Annotated in this window: 11 protein-coding genes; 7 read left to right on the forward strand and 4 right to left on the reverse strand. The window is 57.2% G+C overall.

All coding sequences use genetic code 11. The annotated features are described in order from the left end of the window. Window positions 1-162: 162 nt before the first annotated feature. Together TU84_RS12860 and rapA are read right to left on the reverse strand one after the other, a co-directional pair. Entirely contained in the window at window positions 163-2,358 is a 2,196-nt protein-coding gene (locus TU84_RS12860; RefSeq protein ID WP_048369472.1) for a putative bifunctional diguanylate cyclase/phosphodiesterase, read from the reverse strand. A gap of 234 nt (window positions 2,359-2,592) precedes the next feature. Then, a complete protein-coding gene (gene rapA, locus TU84_RS12865) occupies window positions 2,593-5,439 on the reverse strand; it encodes an RNA polymerase-associated protein RapA (protein ID WP_048369474.1) in 2,847 nt (948 codons plus the stop codon). A 155-nt stretch (window positions 5,440-5,594) separates the two neighbouring features. On the opposite strand from rapA, the gene TU84_RS12870 reads away from it, so the two are divergent. The 3 genes from TU84_RS12870 to ccoM all read left to right on the forward strand — a co-directional run bounded on the left by TU84_RS12870 (window position 5,595) and on the right by ccoM (window position 6,421). Further along, a complete protein-coding gene (locus TU84_RS12870) occupies window positions 5,595-5,906 on the forward strand; it encodes a hypothetical protein (RefSeq protein ID WP_048369861.1) in 312 nt (103 codons plus the stop codon). Between the two features lie 96 nt (window positions 5,907-6,002). Then, window positions 6,003-6,164, forward strand: a complete 162-nt coding sequence (locus tag TU84_RS26290) for a hypothetical protein (RefSeq protein WP_088500389.1) — start codon at window positions 6,003-6,005, stop codon at window positions 6,162-6,164. A 143-nt stretch (window positions 6,165-6,307) separates the two neighbouring features. Next, window positions 6,308-6,421, forward strand: coding sequence for a cytochrome c oxidase subunit CcoM (gene ccoM, locus TU84_RS26605; RefSeq protein WP_048369476.1), 114 nt, complete (start codon window positions 6,308-6,310; stop codon window positions 6,419-6,421). 132 nt (window positions 6,422-6,553) lie between these two features. Here ccoM and TU84_RS12880 read toward each other — a convergent pair whose 3' ends face one another. Together TU84_RS12880 and TU84_RS12885 are read right to left on the reverse strand one after the other, a co-directional pair. Further along, a complete protein-coding gene (locus tag TU84_RS12880) occupies window positions 6,554-8,026 on the reverse strand; it encodes an inorganic phosphate transporter (RefSeq protein ID WP_048369477.1) in 1,473 nt (490 codons plus the stop codon). Window positions 8,027-8,372: 346 nt separating this feature from the next. Continuing rightward, a complete protein-coding gene (locus tag TU84_RS12885) occupies window positions 8,373-8,573 on the reverse strand; it encodes a hypothetical protein (protein WP_048369479.1) in 201 nt (66 codons plus the stop codon). A gap of 798 nt (window positions 8,574-9,371) precedes the next feature. Here TU84_RS12885 and pcaR point away from each other — a divergent pair. From pcaR to pcaF, 4 genes are all read left to right on the forward strand, one after another. After that, window positions 9,372-10,214, forward strand: coding sequence for a pca regulon transcriptional regulator PcaR (pcaR, locus tag TU84_RS12890; protein WP_048369481.1), 843 nt, complete (start codon window positions 9,372-9,374; stop codon window positions 10,212-10,214). A 249-nt stretch (window positions 10,215-10,463) separates the two neighbouring features. After that, window positions 10,464-11,321 carry a CoA transferase subunit A gene (locus TU84_RS12895; RefSeq protein ID WP_048369484.1) on the forward strand — a complete coding sequence of 286 codons (858 nt, stop codon included), beginning with the start codon at window positions 10,464-10,466 and terminating at the stop codon, window positions 11,319-11,321. Continuing rightward, window positions 11,318-12,100, forward strand: a complete 783-nt coding sequence (locus tag TU84_RS12900) for a CoA-transferase subunit beta (RefSeq protein ID WP_173430589.1) — start codon at window positions 11,318-11,320, stop codon at window positions 12,098-12,100. The genes TU84_RS12895 and TU84_RS12900 overlap by 4 nt, the downstream gene beginning before the upstream one ends. Then, window positions 12,097-13,302, forward strand: a complete 1,206-nt coding sequence (gene pcaF / locus TU84_RS12905; RefSeq protein WP_174479325.1) for a 3-oxoadipyl-CoA thiolase — start codon at window positions 12,097-12,099, stop codon at window positions 13,300-13,302. Before TU84_RS12900 ends, pcaF begins: the two co-directional genes overlap by 4 nt. The last annotated feature ends 45 nt before the right edge of the window (window positions 13,303-13,347 follow it).

A 13,347-nucleotide genomic window follows, 5' to 3' on the forward strand; every position in this document is an offset into this window, starting at 1 on the left:
CGCACCAAACAGGAGCGTTTATAGAGGGGCGATTTGGGCGAGGTGGTGTGTAGGCCAGTAACTGGTTTCACAATAGTGGCCACTTGCCGTAGAGAAACGCCACAGTCAGTTCTGTGGCATTTCGCTAAATGGGTAGCTGCTAAATGGGTAGCGAATGCGCTACTACAGTTGAAGCGCCGAGTAGCCCGATGCAAACCGGTGAGATTGATTGAGCTGTTCCAGCACACCGGGCAGCGCTTCAAACGGTACAGGGCGGCTGATCAGATAACCCTGGATAAAGTCGCAGCCATAGCGGCTTAAAAGCTCGAGTTGCTGGGTGGTCTCGACACCTTCGGTCACCACTTGCAGTTGTAGCGTGTGGGCCATGACGATAATCGCCTGAACGATTTCCATGTCCTGGCTGGAGGTTTGGATGTCCTGGATAAACGAACGATCAATTTTCAGGGTATTGAGGGGCAGGCGCTTTAAATAGGCCAGGGACGAGTAGCCGGTGCCAAAGTCGTCAATCGACAAGGACACGCCCAGCGCGCGTATCTGCCTTAATAGCTGTGAGGTATTGCTGATATTGCCCATTAAAGCGTTTTCAGTGACTTCAAGTTCCAGCCGATGCGGGGCGATCCCGGAGCAATACAGCGCATTTTCAATGTCCTCAGCCAGTTCTTCGCGCACCAGGTTGAGTGCCGAGCAGTTGACGGCAACCCCAAGCTGCTGCCAGCCGAGCCGTGAAAGTGTCGCCAGATCGGTGCAGGCTCTGCGCAACACCCAATGATCCAGTTCGGCAATCAGCCCGTTGGCCTCAGCAATATTGATAAAACGATCCGGGCCAAGCAAGCCATGCTCCGGGTGCTGCCAGCGGATCAATGCCTCCAGTTTGGCGACTCGCCCTTGCTTGAGGTCGATGATGGGTTGGTAGTGCAGTAGCAAGCCGGTGTCTTCATTCAGCGCCTGGCGCAGTTCTTCTTCGATTTGCAGTTCCAGTGAGGCACGTGTGGTCAGGTTAGGGCTGAAAAAATTCAGGCTGTTGCGACCACCGCCTTTGGATTGATAGAGGGCCAGATCCGCGTGCTTGAGCAGCTCAATGCTGCTGGTGCCGTCGTCCGGGAACACACTGATGCCAATGCTGGTGGTCATGACCATGCGCCTGCCCGTCAGCTCGATGGGCTCTTTGAGCGTGTGCATGATGCGCTTGGCCATGCTTTGCGCTTCGTCGCGATCGTGGATGTCGATCAAAATACAAAACTCGTCGCCGCCAAATCGCGCCACCACATCCCCGTGATTGCGGGCGGCGCCTCTGATCTGATTGGCAATGGTCTTAAGCAGCTCATCGCCTGCGTCGTGGCCCAGGCTGTCATTGATCCGCTTGAAGTGATCGATGTCGAGAAACAGCACCGCCAGTTTGCTGTTCTTGGCGGCCGCGTCAGCGAGTTTTTCAGCAAAGATCTGGTTGAAGCCGCGCCGATTGATCAGGTTGGTCAGCGGGTCGTAATGCGCCACTTGCTGCAATGACATGCGGGCTTCATCAAGCTGGCTGAGCAGGGCATTGACCCGTGCCAGGTCGTGCTCTTTTTGTTGCAGTTTTTTATCGACCAAGGCGGCACTGATGCTGCTACCGATCAACAGCAGCGTGATCATGGCGACCATCAGGGCGACTTGCCAGTGGTTGGTTTCAATGTGGGTCTGGTTGATCTCGCCCTCAGGCGATAGCGTGTGCAGTGCCCACATGCCAATAAAGTGGACGCATAAAATGGCGGTGCCCGCGGTGAGGCTGATGGCGTATTTAAAAAACTGATGGGCCATGCCGTGGGTAGTGCGCAAGGCTATGGCCATCTGCAAGGCCCAATAACTGGCACCCACAGCCAGGATTAAAGAAAGGGCAACGCCGATGAATTCGTAGTGTTGCTGGCTGTTGGAGTGCATGGCGGTCATGCCGGTGTAATGCATGCCGCCGATGCCCAGGCCAAAAATCAGCGCCGCGAGCATTAAGGGTATGCGCGAAAGGCCGGGCTGATTGAGCAGATGCATGGCAATCAGTGCGCTGACCCAGATGATAACCAGCGAGCCGATGGTGATGCCCAGGTTGTAATGAACCTCAAGCGAAGACTCAAAGGCCAGCATGCTGATGAAGTGCATGGCCCAGATACCGCCTGCCAGGCAGCTGGCGCCCAGCCATCGCCAAACCGTTTTGGCCGTGGCTTTTTCTGCATTGGCGGCACGTTCACCCATATGCAGCGCAGCCAAGCTCGCGGCGCAGGCCACCAGCCAGGCGAGAAACACCAGGTACAGGTTGTGGCTGCTGTGCAGTGTCTGGAGGCCGTGCTCAGCATGTGCGCCGAGAAACTGCCATTCGAACCATTCCATTGCGGCCCTCGGCACTGAGTCCAGGTTTGCCAGTCAACAGGTGCTGACGTGCTTTCAGTGTAGAGGCTGGGATAAGGCGGGGGAGGGTGATGGCGATATGATGCTAATCATTTCGCAATAAACAATTAGTTTTTAATCGCGAACTTCGATTGAAAACTTGTAGGAGCGAGCTTGCCTCGCGATCTTTTAAAGATCAAAAGATCGCGAGACAAGCTCGCTCCTACAGAATGCGGGTTAGCCGGCGACCAGCACGCGAATCGCTTCAAGGCGCAGCGCGGCTTTTTCAAGCATGGCCAGCCCTTGTTCGCGTTGTTTACGCAAGGCAACCAACTCGCTGTCACGTACGGTCGGGTTGACCGCTTGCAGCGCAGTCAGGCGCGCCAGTTCTTCTTCCGTGTCGGCTGCCAGACGGCGTTGCGCTTCGGCCACACGTTCAGCGTGACGTGGCGCAACCTTGGCTTCGCCGGCATTGATTTTCGGCGTCAGGTTATCGCGCTGCGCCTGGATGAACTTGTTGGCGCTGGCACGGGGCACGCTTTCCAGTTGTTCATTCAGGGTGTCGAAGGCCACGCGCGAGGACAGGTCGTTGCCGTTGGCATCGAGCAGGCAGCGCAGCGCAGCAGGCGGCAGGTAGCGGCCCAGTTGCAGGGAGCGCGGGGCAACGGCTTCGCTGACGTAAATCAGTTCGAGCAGAACGGTCCCGGGTTTGAGCGCCTTGTTTTTGATCAGTGCCACGGCGGTGTTGCCCATCGAGCCCGAGAGCACCAAGTCCATGCCGCCTTGCACCATCGGGTGTTCCCAGGTGATGAACTGCATGTCTTCACGCGACAGCGCCTGGTTGCGGTCGTAGGTGATGGTCACGCCTTCGTCGTCACCCAGCGGGAAGCTGGCGTCGAGCATTTTCTCGCTCGGCTTGAGAATCAGGGCGTTCTCGGAATGGTCTTCACTGTCGATGCCGAACGCATTGAACAGAGTTTCCATGTAGATCGGCAGGGTGAACTGGTCGTCCTGCTCAAGAATCGCTTCTACCAGTGCTTCGCCTTCACCCGCGCCGCCGGAGTTGAGCTCAAGCAGGCGGTCACGACCGGTGTGCAGTTCTTGCTCCAGGCGCTCGCGCTGGCTGCGGGCTTCGTTGATCAGCGCTTGCCACGGGGTGTCGTCGGTTTCTTCAAGCAACGGCAGCAGGCGTGGGCCGAACTGGTGTTGCAGGGCGTTGCCGGTCGGGCACGTGTTGAGGAACGCGTTCAGGGCTTCGTGGTACCACTGGAACAGGCGTTCTTGCGGGCTGGTTTCCAGGTACGGCACGTGCAGTTCGATGACGTGCTTCTGGCCGATACGGTCCAGACGGCCGATACGCTGCTCCAGCAGGTCCGGGTGGGACGGCAGGTCGAACAGCACCAGGTGATGGGCGAACTGGAAGTTGCGGCCTTCACTGCCGATTTCCGAGCAGATCAGCACTTGTGCGCCGAACTCTTCATCAGCGAAGTAAGCCGCTGCGCGGTCACGTTCAAGAATGTTCATGCCTTCGTGGAAGACCGTCGCAGGAATGCCGGAGCGAACGCGCAGGGCGTCTTCCAGATCCATGGCGGTTTCGGCGTGGGCACAGATCACCAGCACTTTGGTGCGCTTGAGCATCTTCAGAGTGTCTGTGAGCCACTCTACGCGAGGGTCAAAGCGCCACCAGCGCTCTTCATCGCTGGCGTCCGGCTGGGCCTGGAAGCTGACTTCCGGGTACAGCTCGGCGTGATCACCGATGGGCAGTTCGAGGTATTCGTCCGGGCACGGCAGCGGGTAAGCATGCAGTTTGCGCTCGGGGAAGCCCTGGATCGCGGCGCGGGTGTTACGGAACAAAACGCGGCCAGTGCCATGACGGTCGAGCAGTTCGCGAACCAGACGCGCGCTGGCTTCGGTATCGCCTTGGTTGACTGCGGCGAGCAGCGAGTCGCCTTCAGCACCCAGGAAGTTATGGATGGTGGTGTGCGCTTCAGGGGACAGGCGGCCTTTATCCAGCAGTTCCTGTACCGCCTGAGCGACCGGGCGATAGTTCTCGCTCTCGGCGCGGAAGGCAGCCAAGTCGTGGAAGCGGTTGGGATCGAGCAGGCGCAAACGTGCGAAGTGACTGTCCTGACCCAGTTGTTCCGGGGTCGCAGTCAGCAGCAAGACGCCAGGGATTACGCCGGCCAGTTGCTCGACCAGACCGTATTCAGGGCTGACTTGATCTTCATGCCACACCAGGTGGTGAGCTTCGTCGACCACCAGCAGGTCCCAGTCTGCGTCGAACAGGGCTGCTTGCGCTTTAGGGTCGTCAACCAGCCATTCCAGAGCCACCAGAGCCAACTGGCAGTCTTCAAACGGGTTGCCGGCATCGCTTTCAATGAAGCGCTCTTCGTCAAACAGTGCGACTTCAAGGTTGAAGCGGCGACGCATTTCGACCAGCCACTGGTGTTGCAGGTTTTCCGGGACCACGATCAGCACGCGGCTGGCGCGGCCACTGAGCAGTTGGCGATGAATCACCAGGCCCGCTTCGATGGTTTTACCCAAGCCCACTTCGTCAGCCAGCAATACGCGCGGCGCGATACGGTCGGCCACTTCACGGGCAATGTGCAGTTGGTGAGCAATAGGTTGCGCACGCACGCCACCCAGGCCCCACAGCGGCGATTGCAACTGGCGGCTAGTGTGTTCAAGGGTGTGATAACGCAGCGAGAACCACGACAGCGGGTCGATTTGCCCGGCGAACAGACGGTCGCTGGCCAGACGGAACTGGATAAAGTTCGACAGTTGCGTTTCTGGCAGGGTCACCAGCTCGTTTTGTTCGTTGAAACCGTGATAAACCATCAGACCGCTGGAGTCATCGACTTCGCGAACGGTCATCTTCCAGCCTTCAAAGTGGATGATGGTGTCGCCCGGCGAGAAACGCACGCGCGTCAGTGGGGCGTTACGCAGCGAATATTGGCGGGTTTCGCCAGTGGCCGGATAGAGCACGGTCAGCAAGCGACCGTCCTGTGCCAGAACGGTGCCTAAGCCTAGCTCAGCTTCGCTGTCACTAATCCAGCGTTGCCCCGGTTGATACTGCTGCGCCATGCTGCCTGACTCCCGCTTTGAAAAAGCCGAGTATATTAACGCAGCAGAGTCCTCAGTCCAAAGGACTCTGACAAAAAGCTGCTCTACTCAAAAGAAGCCAATGGCGCTTTTCGATGAGTGGTTTTCAGCCGGACGCAGAACAGGAGCACACCATCATGCTGCCGCCGATTCTACCGCTGAGCGTTGTCCCCGTGACCTCACAACAAGACCCGGTACGCCCGCGACCTGAAATCCCGGCGGTTGTGCCTGCCCAGGCCAGTTCGGGGGACAGCACGGTCAACATCAAACACCATGATGCTGACCAGGCAGCCTTGTTATTGCGCGAAGAGCAGCAGCGTCAGCAACACAAACGCCAGCATGAGGGGCAGCCGCCGCTGCCCGATGAAGTCCAGGCGGATCAGCCTGCCGATGATGGCGTGGTCGATGGGACGCAGCGTCAGGGTTTATGGATTGATATCGAGGTATGACTGGATTTTTTCTGGCCTGTTGTCCGGCCTCAACGCATTATTGCGCTGTCCCTTGAACCCTTTTAGCCAACAGCCTCTGACAGTGACCTGATTTTTATGAGCCAAGACAGCAATCTGGTTGACCTGGGTGCAGAACGTGCCAAGCGTGTGCATGACCTTAAAGAGAAGCGTCTGAACGAAGTGCGCCAGGCATTCGAGCAAGCAATGCCCTTGGAAAATGCCAAGAAAAAGCCGAAAAAGAAACCTAAAAAGCGCTGATCTACCGCGTTTTAGCTGATCTGGGTCAACTTTTCTTTCCAAGCCTCGTCGGGCCGCGATCACTATTGATCCCGGTCAACGTATGCGCCTGCCTGTGTGGTTAATCTAGCTCCAATACAAACAGACACGAGCAGGAGGCCGTCATGTTTCTCGACAATGTGGTTATCGCAGGGGTAGTGACGGTCGGTCTCATGGTGTTGTTCTTCGCAGGTCTGGGTTTTTTTATCTGGAGAGACTCCCAGAAGCGCAATAAGTAGCGCCGGGTCTTTCTGGTACACGAGCACGCAAGGCATTTTGGGCGACTTCGGTCGCCTATTTTTTTGCCTGTAATAAACGCATAAAAAAAGGTACGCCCCGTGAGGGGCGTACCTTTTTTGTCAGGCGCTGGATCAGTTGAGGGCGATGGACGCCAACCAGAACAGTGCTGCAGACAGCCCGACAGTGGCCGGCAGGGTCAGCACCCAGGCCATCAGGATGGTCTTGATGGTGTTGCCTTGCAGGCCGCTTTTGTTGGCAACCATGGTGCCCGCCACGCCTGAAGACAGGATGTGAGTGGTCGATACCGGAAGGGCAAACACGTTGGCCAGGCCAATCGCGATGGTGGTAGTGATCTGAGCGGCCATGCCTTGGGCATAGGTCATGCCTTGCTTGCCGATCTTCTCGCCGATGGTTTTAACCACGCGTCTCCAGCCAACCATGGTGCCCAGGCCCAGAGCCAGTGCGACAGCCAGAATCACCCAGAACGGTGCGTATTCAGTGGTGGTGGTCAGGTCTTTACGCAGTTTTTCGAGATCCGCCTTTTCACTGGCGTCGAGCACTGGCAGCTTGCTGACTTTTTTCGCCGTGTCATCCAGGCACAGCAAATAGCGACGAATTTCGATGCGCTGCTCAGAGGTCATGGAGTGGTAGTCAGTCACGCCCTTGAGTGAGCTCAGCAGAGCGGCAATGGTTGGCTCGGTTTGCTGCGGATTGCAGCTGAACTTGCCCGGCAGGTCGCTTTTAATGCTTTTGCCCAGTGCCAGGTATTCGTTCAGGCTCTCGTGGTTACGCTGATAGAACTGGCTCAGGTGCAGCGTCGCGTCGCGCGTTCGCTCGATCTGGTAAGTGCTACTGTTCAAGTCCAGAACGAAGGCGCTCGGCACGATACCGATCAGTACCAGCATGATCAGGCCAATACCTTTTTGACCGTCGTTGGAGCCGTGAACGAAGCTCACGGTCATGGCAGAAATCACCAAAACCAGACGGTTCCAGAACGGCGGATGCTTTTTATCATCCAGCTTGCGGCGTTCTTCTGGGGTCTTGTGCATCTTGGAGTTAGGACGCCACCACTTCAGGCCCACCAGCATGAGGCCGGCAATGATGAAGCCCGCCAGTGGCGAGAACACCAAAGAAGCGCCAATCTCAATAGCCTTCTGCCAGTTAACGCCTTCGCTCACCGGGATGCCGTTGATCAGGGCGTTGGCCAGGCCGACACCGAGGATCGAGCCGATCAGGGTGTGGGAGCTGGAGGCCGGAATCCCGAAGTACCACGTACCCAGGTTCCAGGTAATGGCTGCAGCCAGCAGCGAGAACACCATGGCCAGGCCATGTCCGGTGTTCACGTTGACCAGAAGCTCTACCGGCAGCAAGTGGACGATGGCGTATGCCACCCCGACTCCGCCCAGCAGAACGCCCAGAAAGTTGAATACACCGGAGAAGAACACCGCCAGGTGAGGCGGCATGGCTTTGGTGTAGATGACAGTCGCTACCGCGTTCGCGGTGTCATGAAAGCCGTTAATGAACTCGAAGGCGAGAACAAAGGCTAGGGCGAAGAAGAGGCTGATAAGAACCCAGGCATCCAATCCGCTTAGTAGATCGATCATGAAGGTTTTCTGACACGGTCATAAAGGGGGCCGGATTATGCCAGAAAACCTTGGTAATCGATGCACTTGGTGCTCGCCGGTAACATCTATAAATGAAAAAAGCGGTAGGACACCCCGATTTACAGAGGCCCAAAAACAGCTCCAAGCCGCTGATAACAAAGGCTATAAGCGTTTCAGAGGGGAGGGCCTGTGCCTACGTAACGGTCTGATTTGAGTGTGTGAAATTTCTGTAATCAGACAGTTTGGTGGCTTGGGCAGACCTTTTGTCGGGCAAAGGTCAGCCTCCGAGCAATGCAGCGGCAGGAGGCGTTGTAGCCGTTTTTACACAGATTTCAGCCGTGGTGATTCACGACTCTTCAGCTTTGAGTTCTTTCTCAATTTTTTGAATTTCTTGAGAAAACGCCTGATCCAGCAGGCTTGCACGTTTGCGCCAAGGCTTGCGCTCGGGCTCCGGCTTTGCGGCATAAGTGGTCACTTCGCCGCCATAAACATCCTTGTAACGTTGTTCCTGACGCTCAAGTTCTGCGCGCAGTTCGTCTTTCGTCACAGTGCTACCTAATTAAGTAAAGATTAAACCTGGTGAACCACTCGCAAGAGAGGTTGATGCATCTGACGTTTGAGTCAGCTTTAGACGGATATCTATAAGCAACGTCAAGGTTAAATCAACCACTCTGTGCAGGCGGCAACGACATTAATTAACACCTGAGCGCTGTCGCACTTAAGTGCTCACCCCAGAGGGTGGACAATTCAGGTCGCACTTGGAAGTTAAGCCTCTCGGCCTATTGAGTTCAACGAGCGGGTTGGATCCAAAAGGCGGGAATGCTTGACTCTGTGCATTCAATTACTTGCGGGCCATAAAGGCTTGAGTAAGGCGTCTACTATCGCCGAAGCGCTTTAGGTCCGTCAACTTCCAAGTGCAAACTTTGTTGCAAAAATTCAGGGAATGAACAGCTTCTGGCATTTTTTAGAACTATTAATACGGGTGAAGGTAAATGGAGTGTCAAGTTGTTGAGCGCTACCGTCAGCTTAATTGACCGGGCATATAAGGAAAATGCACTCCAATGAGTGGGGGAGGCTGTTAGTCGCAGTGTAGCCGGTAAAAAAAGCTTAATGGAAATCAGACGCAGGTGTTGTCTGTAGTTATAAAGTACGGCAATGGAACTTTATTAAACGCACAGGATCATGAGGCGTTGCCTACGTCACATTCATATCCGTGATGCAGGGTGAGGATATTGCGATTATCGGTCGTCGGTTCGATAATCGGCCAATATTGCATCTGCCGTGTGTCTGTTGTTACCGGGGCCGATCTGTAATAACAATAAAAGCGACATCAGGGGGATAGGGTATGAGTGAGCAATTGCGCAATGCAGTGACTGGCCTGGCGCCACCGATTGTGGCGTCACCTGCCAAACGTATTCAGGCGTTTACCGGCGACCCCGACTTCATGGCCTCGCTGGCCCGTGGTCTGGCCGTGGTGCAGGCGTTTCAGGAACGTAAACGGCACCTGACGATTGCGCAGATCAGCCATCGAACCGAGATCCCGCGCGCCGCTGTACGGCGTTGCTTGTATACGTTGATCAAACTGGGCTATGCCACCACCGATGGCCGGACCTATTCGTTGCTGCCCAAAGTGTTGACCCTCGGCCATGCCTATTTGTCGTCGACGCCGCTGGCGGTCTCGGCCCAGCCGTATCTGGACCGCATGAGCGAGCAACTGCACGAAGCCTGCAACATGGCGACCCTTGAAGGTGACGACATCCTCTACATCGCCCGTTCGGCCACCACCCAGCGGCTGATTTCAGTCGACCTTTCGGTGGGCGGCCGTTTGCCAGCGTATTGCACGTCGATGGGGCGTATTTTGCTGGCGGCCCTTGATGATGTGACCCTCAACGAATACCTGGCCCACGCTGAGTTCCAGGCCAAAACCAGTCGCACCCTGCATACCCCCGAGGCGTTGCTTGAATGCTTGCAGAAAGTTCGCGAGCAGGGCTGGTGCGTTGTCGACCAAGAGCTGGAACAGGGGCTGCGTTCGATTGCCGTACCGGTGTACGACGCTTCCGGCCAGGTGCTGGCGGCCCTGAACGTCAGCACCCACGCCGGGCGCGTGTCACGTACAGAACTGGAGCAGCGCTTTTTGCCGATCATGCTCACTTCGAGCCGCGAACTGAGCGCACAGTTGTTCACCTGACCTCGCCGTTAAGTACATTAACCCTGTAGGAGCGAGCTTGCCTCGCGATCTTTTGATCTTAAAAAATCGCAGTCTTTGAGCTACGTTTCGGTCAATTCCAAGCAGGCTAACTATGTGTTCGATTACCGAACACATCGTCGATTATCGGATTGTTTGAGCCGGGAGGGCGGCTTAACCTGCTGACAGTCCGGTGCCGCTCGACGCACCGTTTTCTATTCAGTGGCAAACAAGAAACGGGAGCTACCCCTCATGGCAGAAATCATTTCGTTACACGACGCCGTGAAACAGTTTGTGAATGACGGTGATACGGTCGCCCTCGAAGGTTTCACTCACTTGATTCCGACCGCAGCAGGTCATGAAATCATTCGTCAGGGCAAGAAAGACCTGACGTTGGTCCGTATGACGCCTGACTTGATCTACGACCAATTGATCGGCGCCGGCTGTGCACGAAAGTTGATTTTTTCCTGGGGCGGCAACCCTGGTGTCGGTTCGTTGCACCGTCTGCGCGATGCCGTCGAAAAACAGTGGCCGCAGCCGCTGGAAATCGAAGAACACAGCCACGCCGACCTGGCCAATGCCTATGTGGCGGGCGCTTCGGGCTTGCCATTCGCGGTACTGCGCGCCTATGCCGGTTCCGACTTGCCCAAGGTCAACCCGCTGATCAAGACCGTTACCTGCCCGTTTACCGGTGAAGTGCTGGCGGCGGTGCCTTCGGTGCGCCCTGACGTTACGGTGATCCACGCGCAAAAGGCTGACCGCAAGGGCAACGTACTGTTGTGGGGCATTTTGGGCGTGCAAAAAGAAGCCGCCTTGGCCGCCAAGCGCTGCATCGTGACGGTTGAAGAGATTGTCGATGACTTGCAGGCACCGATGAATGCCTGCGTCCTGCCAACTTGGGCCTTGAGCGCCGTGTGTCACGTACCGGGTGGTGCGCATCCTTCCTACGCACATGGTTACACCGAACGTGATAACCGTTTCTATCAGGCCTGGGACCCGATTGCCCGCGACCGCGAAACCTTTACCGCATGGATAAACGAATACATCCACGGCACCGCCAATTTCAGTGAGTTCCAGGCCAAGCTGGCCCGCGCTTCGGAGGCAAAATAATGGCTTACTCCACCAACGAAATGATGACCGTTGCCGCCGCCCGCCGTTTGAAAAATGGCTCGGTGTGTTTTGTCGGCATTGGCCTGCCTTCGAAGGCTGCGAACCTGGCGCGCCTGACCTCGTCGCCGGATGTGGTGCTGATTTACGAGTCTGGCCCGATTGGCGCCAAGCCCAATGTGCTGCCGCTGTCGATTGGCGACGGTGAGCTGGCCGAAACGGCTGACACGGTCGTCTCCACCAGCGAGATTTTCCGCTACTGGTTGCAAGGTGGTCGGGTTGACGTCGGCTTTTTGGGTGCCGCTCAGGTAGACCGCTTCGGCAATATCAACACGACTGTGGTCGGTGACTATCACCATCCAAAGGTCCGCCTGCCGGGCGCGGGTGGTGCACCTGAAATCGCCGGTTCTGCCAAAAGCGTGCTGATCATCCTCAAGCAATCAGCCCGTTCGTTTGTCGACAAACTGGACTTCATTACCTCGGTTGGTCACGGCGAAGGCGGCGACTCGCGTAAGCGTTTGGGCCTGCCTGGCGCAGGGCCAGTGGGGATCATTACGGACCTGTGCATCATGGAACCCGAAGCGCAGACCAACGAATTCGTGGTCACCGCCCTGCATCCCGGCGTGACGCGTGAACAAGTCGTGGCGGCAACGGGCTGGGCGATTCGCTTTGCTGACAAGGTTGAGCAAACCGCCGAGCCAACCGACGTTGAGCTAAGCGCTTTGCGTGACCTGGAAGCGCGCACGGCCCTGGCCCACGGTCAGGCACCAGGAGAAGCGTGATGCGTGAAGTGTTTATCTGTGACGCGATTCGCACCCCCATTGGCCGTTTTGGCGGGGGCTTGTCGGCCGTTCGTGCCGACGATCTGGCAGCAACGCCGATCAAGGCACTGATCGAACGCAACCCCACGGTCAAATGGGACGAAGTCGACGAAGTGTTTTTGGGCTGCGCCAACCAGGCGGGTGAAGACAACCGCAACGTCGCGCGCATGGCGGCGTTGCTGGCCGGACTGCCGGAGAGCATCCCCGGTGTCACCCTCAATCGTTTGTGTGCCTCGGGGATGGACGCGATTGGCACGGCGTTCCGTGCCATTGCCAGCGGTGAAATGGAACTGGCGATTGCCGGCGGCGTTGAATCGATGTCGCGGGCACCGTTTGTGATGGGCAAGGCTGATGCCGCGTTCTCGCGCAACATGAAGCTGGAAGACACCACCATTGGCTGGCGCTTCATCAACCCGTTGATGAAAGCTCAATACGGTGTCGATGCGATGCCGCAAACCGCCGACAACGTGGCCGATGACTACCAGATTTCTCGCGCCGACCAGGACGCCTTTGCCCTGCGCAGCCAGCAGCGCACGGCGGCTGCACAGGCGGCGGGCTATTTTGCTGAAGAGATTGTGCCGGTACGTATCGCCCACAAAAAAGGCGAAAGTTTGGTTGAGCGCGATGAACACCCGCGTGCCGACACCAGCTTCGACACCCTGAGCAAACTCAAACCGGTCAACGGCCCGGACAAAACCGTCACCGCAGGCAATGCCTCGGGGGTCAACGACGGGGCTGCGGCGTTGATTCTGGCCTCGGCTGATGCGGTCAAACGTCATGGCCTGACTGCCCGCGCGCGGGTGTTGGGCATGGCCAGCGCCGGGGTTGCACCGAGAGTGATGGGCATTGGCCCGGTGCCTGCGGTGCGCAAACTGGTTGAGCGTCTGGGCCTGGCGGTCAGTGACTTTGATGTCATCGAACTCAACGAAGCCTTTGCCAGCCAGGGGTTGGCCGTGTTGCGTGAGTTGGGGCTGGCGGACGATGCGCCACAGGTTAACCCCAATGGCGGCGCCATCGCGTTGGGCCATCCGCTGGGCATGAGCGGTGCGCGGTTGGTGCTGACGGCCCTGCACCAGCTGGAAAAAACCGGCGGTAAAAAAGGTCTGGCTACTATGTGTGTAGGGGTCGGCCAAGGCTTGGCGCTAGCGATAGAGCGGGTCTGATTTGCCCTGACGATGCGCCAGACGATTAAGGACTCAATCGTTTGG

The organism is Pseudomonas helleri, assembly GCF_001043025.1.
GTDB lineage: Bacteria > Pseudomonadota > Gammaproteobacteria > Pseudomonadales > Pseudomonadaceae > Aquipseudomonas > Aquipseudomonas helleri.

Bases quoted from the DNA above. Each gene is read 5' to 3' on its own strand.
- TU84_RS12860 (WP_048369472.1), bottom strand. From the start codon at position 2,358: ATGGAATGGTTCGAATGGCAGTTTCTCGGCGCACATGCTGAGCACGGC.
- rapA (WP_048369474.1), bottom strand. From the start codon at position 5,439: ATGGCGCAGCAGTATCAACCGGGGCAACGCTGGATTAGTGACAGCGAA.
- TU84_RS12870 (WP_048369861.1), top strand. From the start codon at position 5,595: ATGCTGCCGCCGATTCTACCGCTGAGCGTTGTCCCCGTGACCTCACAA.
- TU84_RS26290 (WP_088500389.1), top strand. From the start codon at position 6,003: ATGAGCCAAGACAGCAATCTGGTTGACCTGGGTGCAGAACGTGCCAAG.
- ccoM (WP_048369476.1), top strand. From the start codon at position 6,308: ATGTTTCTCGACAATGTGGTTATCGCAGGGGTAGTGACGGTCGGTCTC.
- TU84_RS12880 (WP_048369477.1), bottom strand. From the start codon at position 8,026: ATGATCGATCTACTAAGCGGATTGGATGCCTGGGTTCTTATCAGCCTC.
- pcaR (WP_048369481.1), top strand. From the start codon at position 9,372: ATGAGTGAGCAATTGCGCAATGCAGTGACTGGCCTGGCGCCACCGATT.
- TU84_RS12895 (WP_048369484.1), top strand. From the start codon at position 10,464: ATGGCAGAAATCATTTCGTTACACGACGCCGTGAAACAGTTTGTGAAT.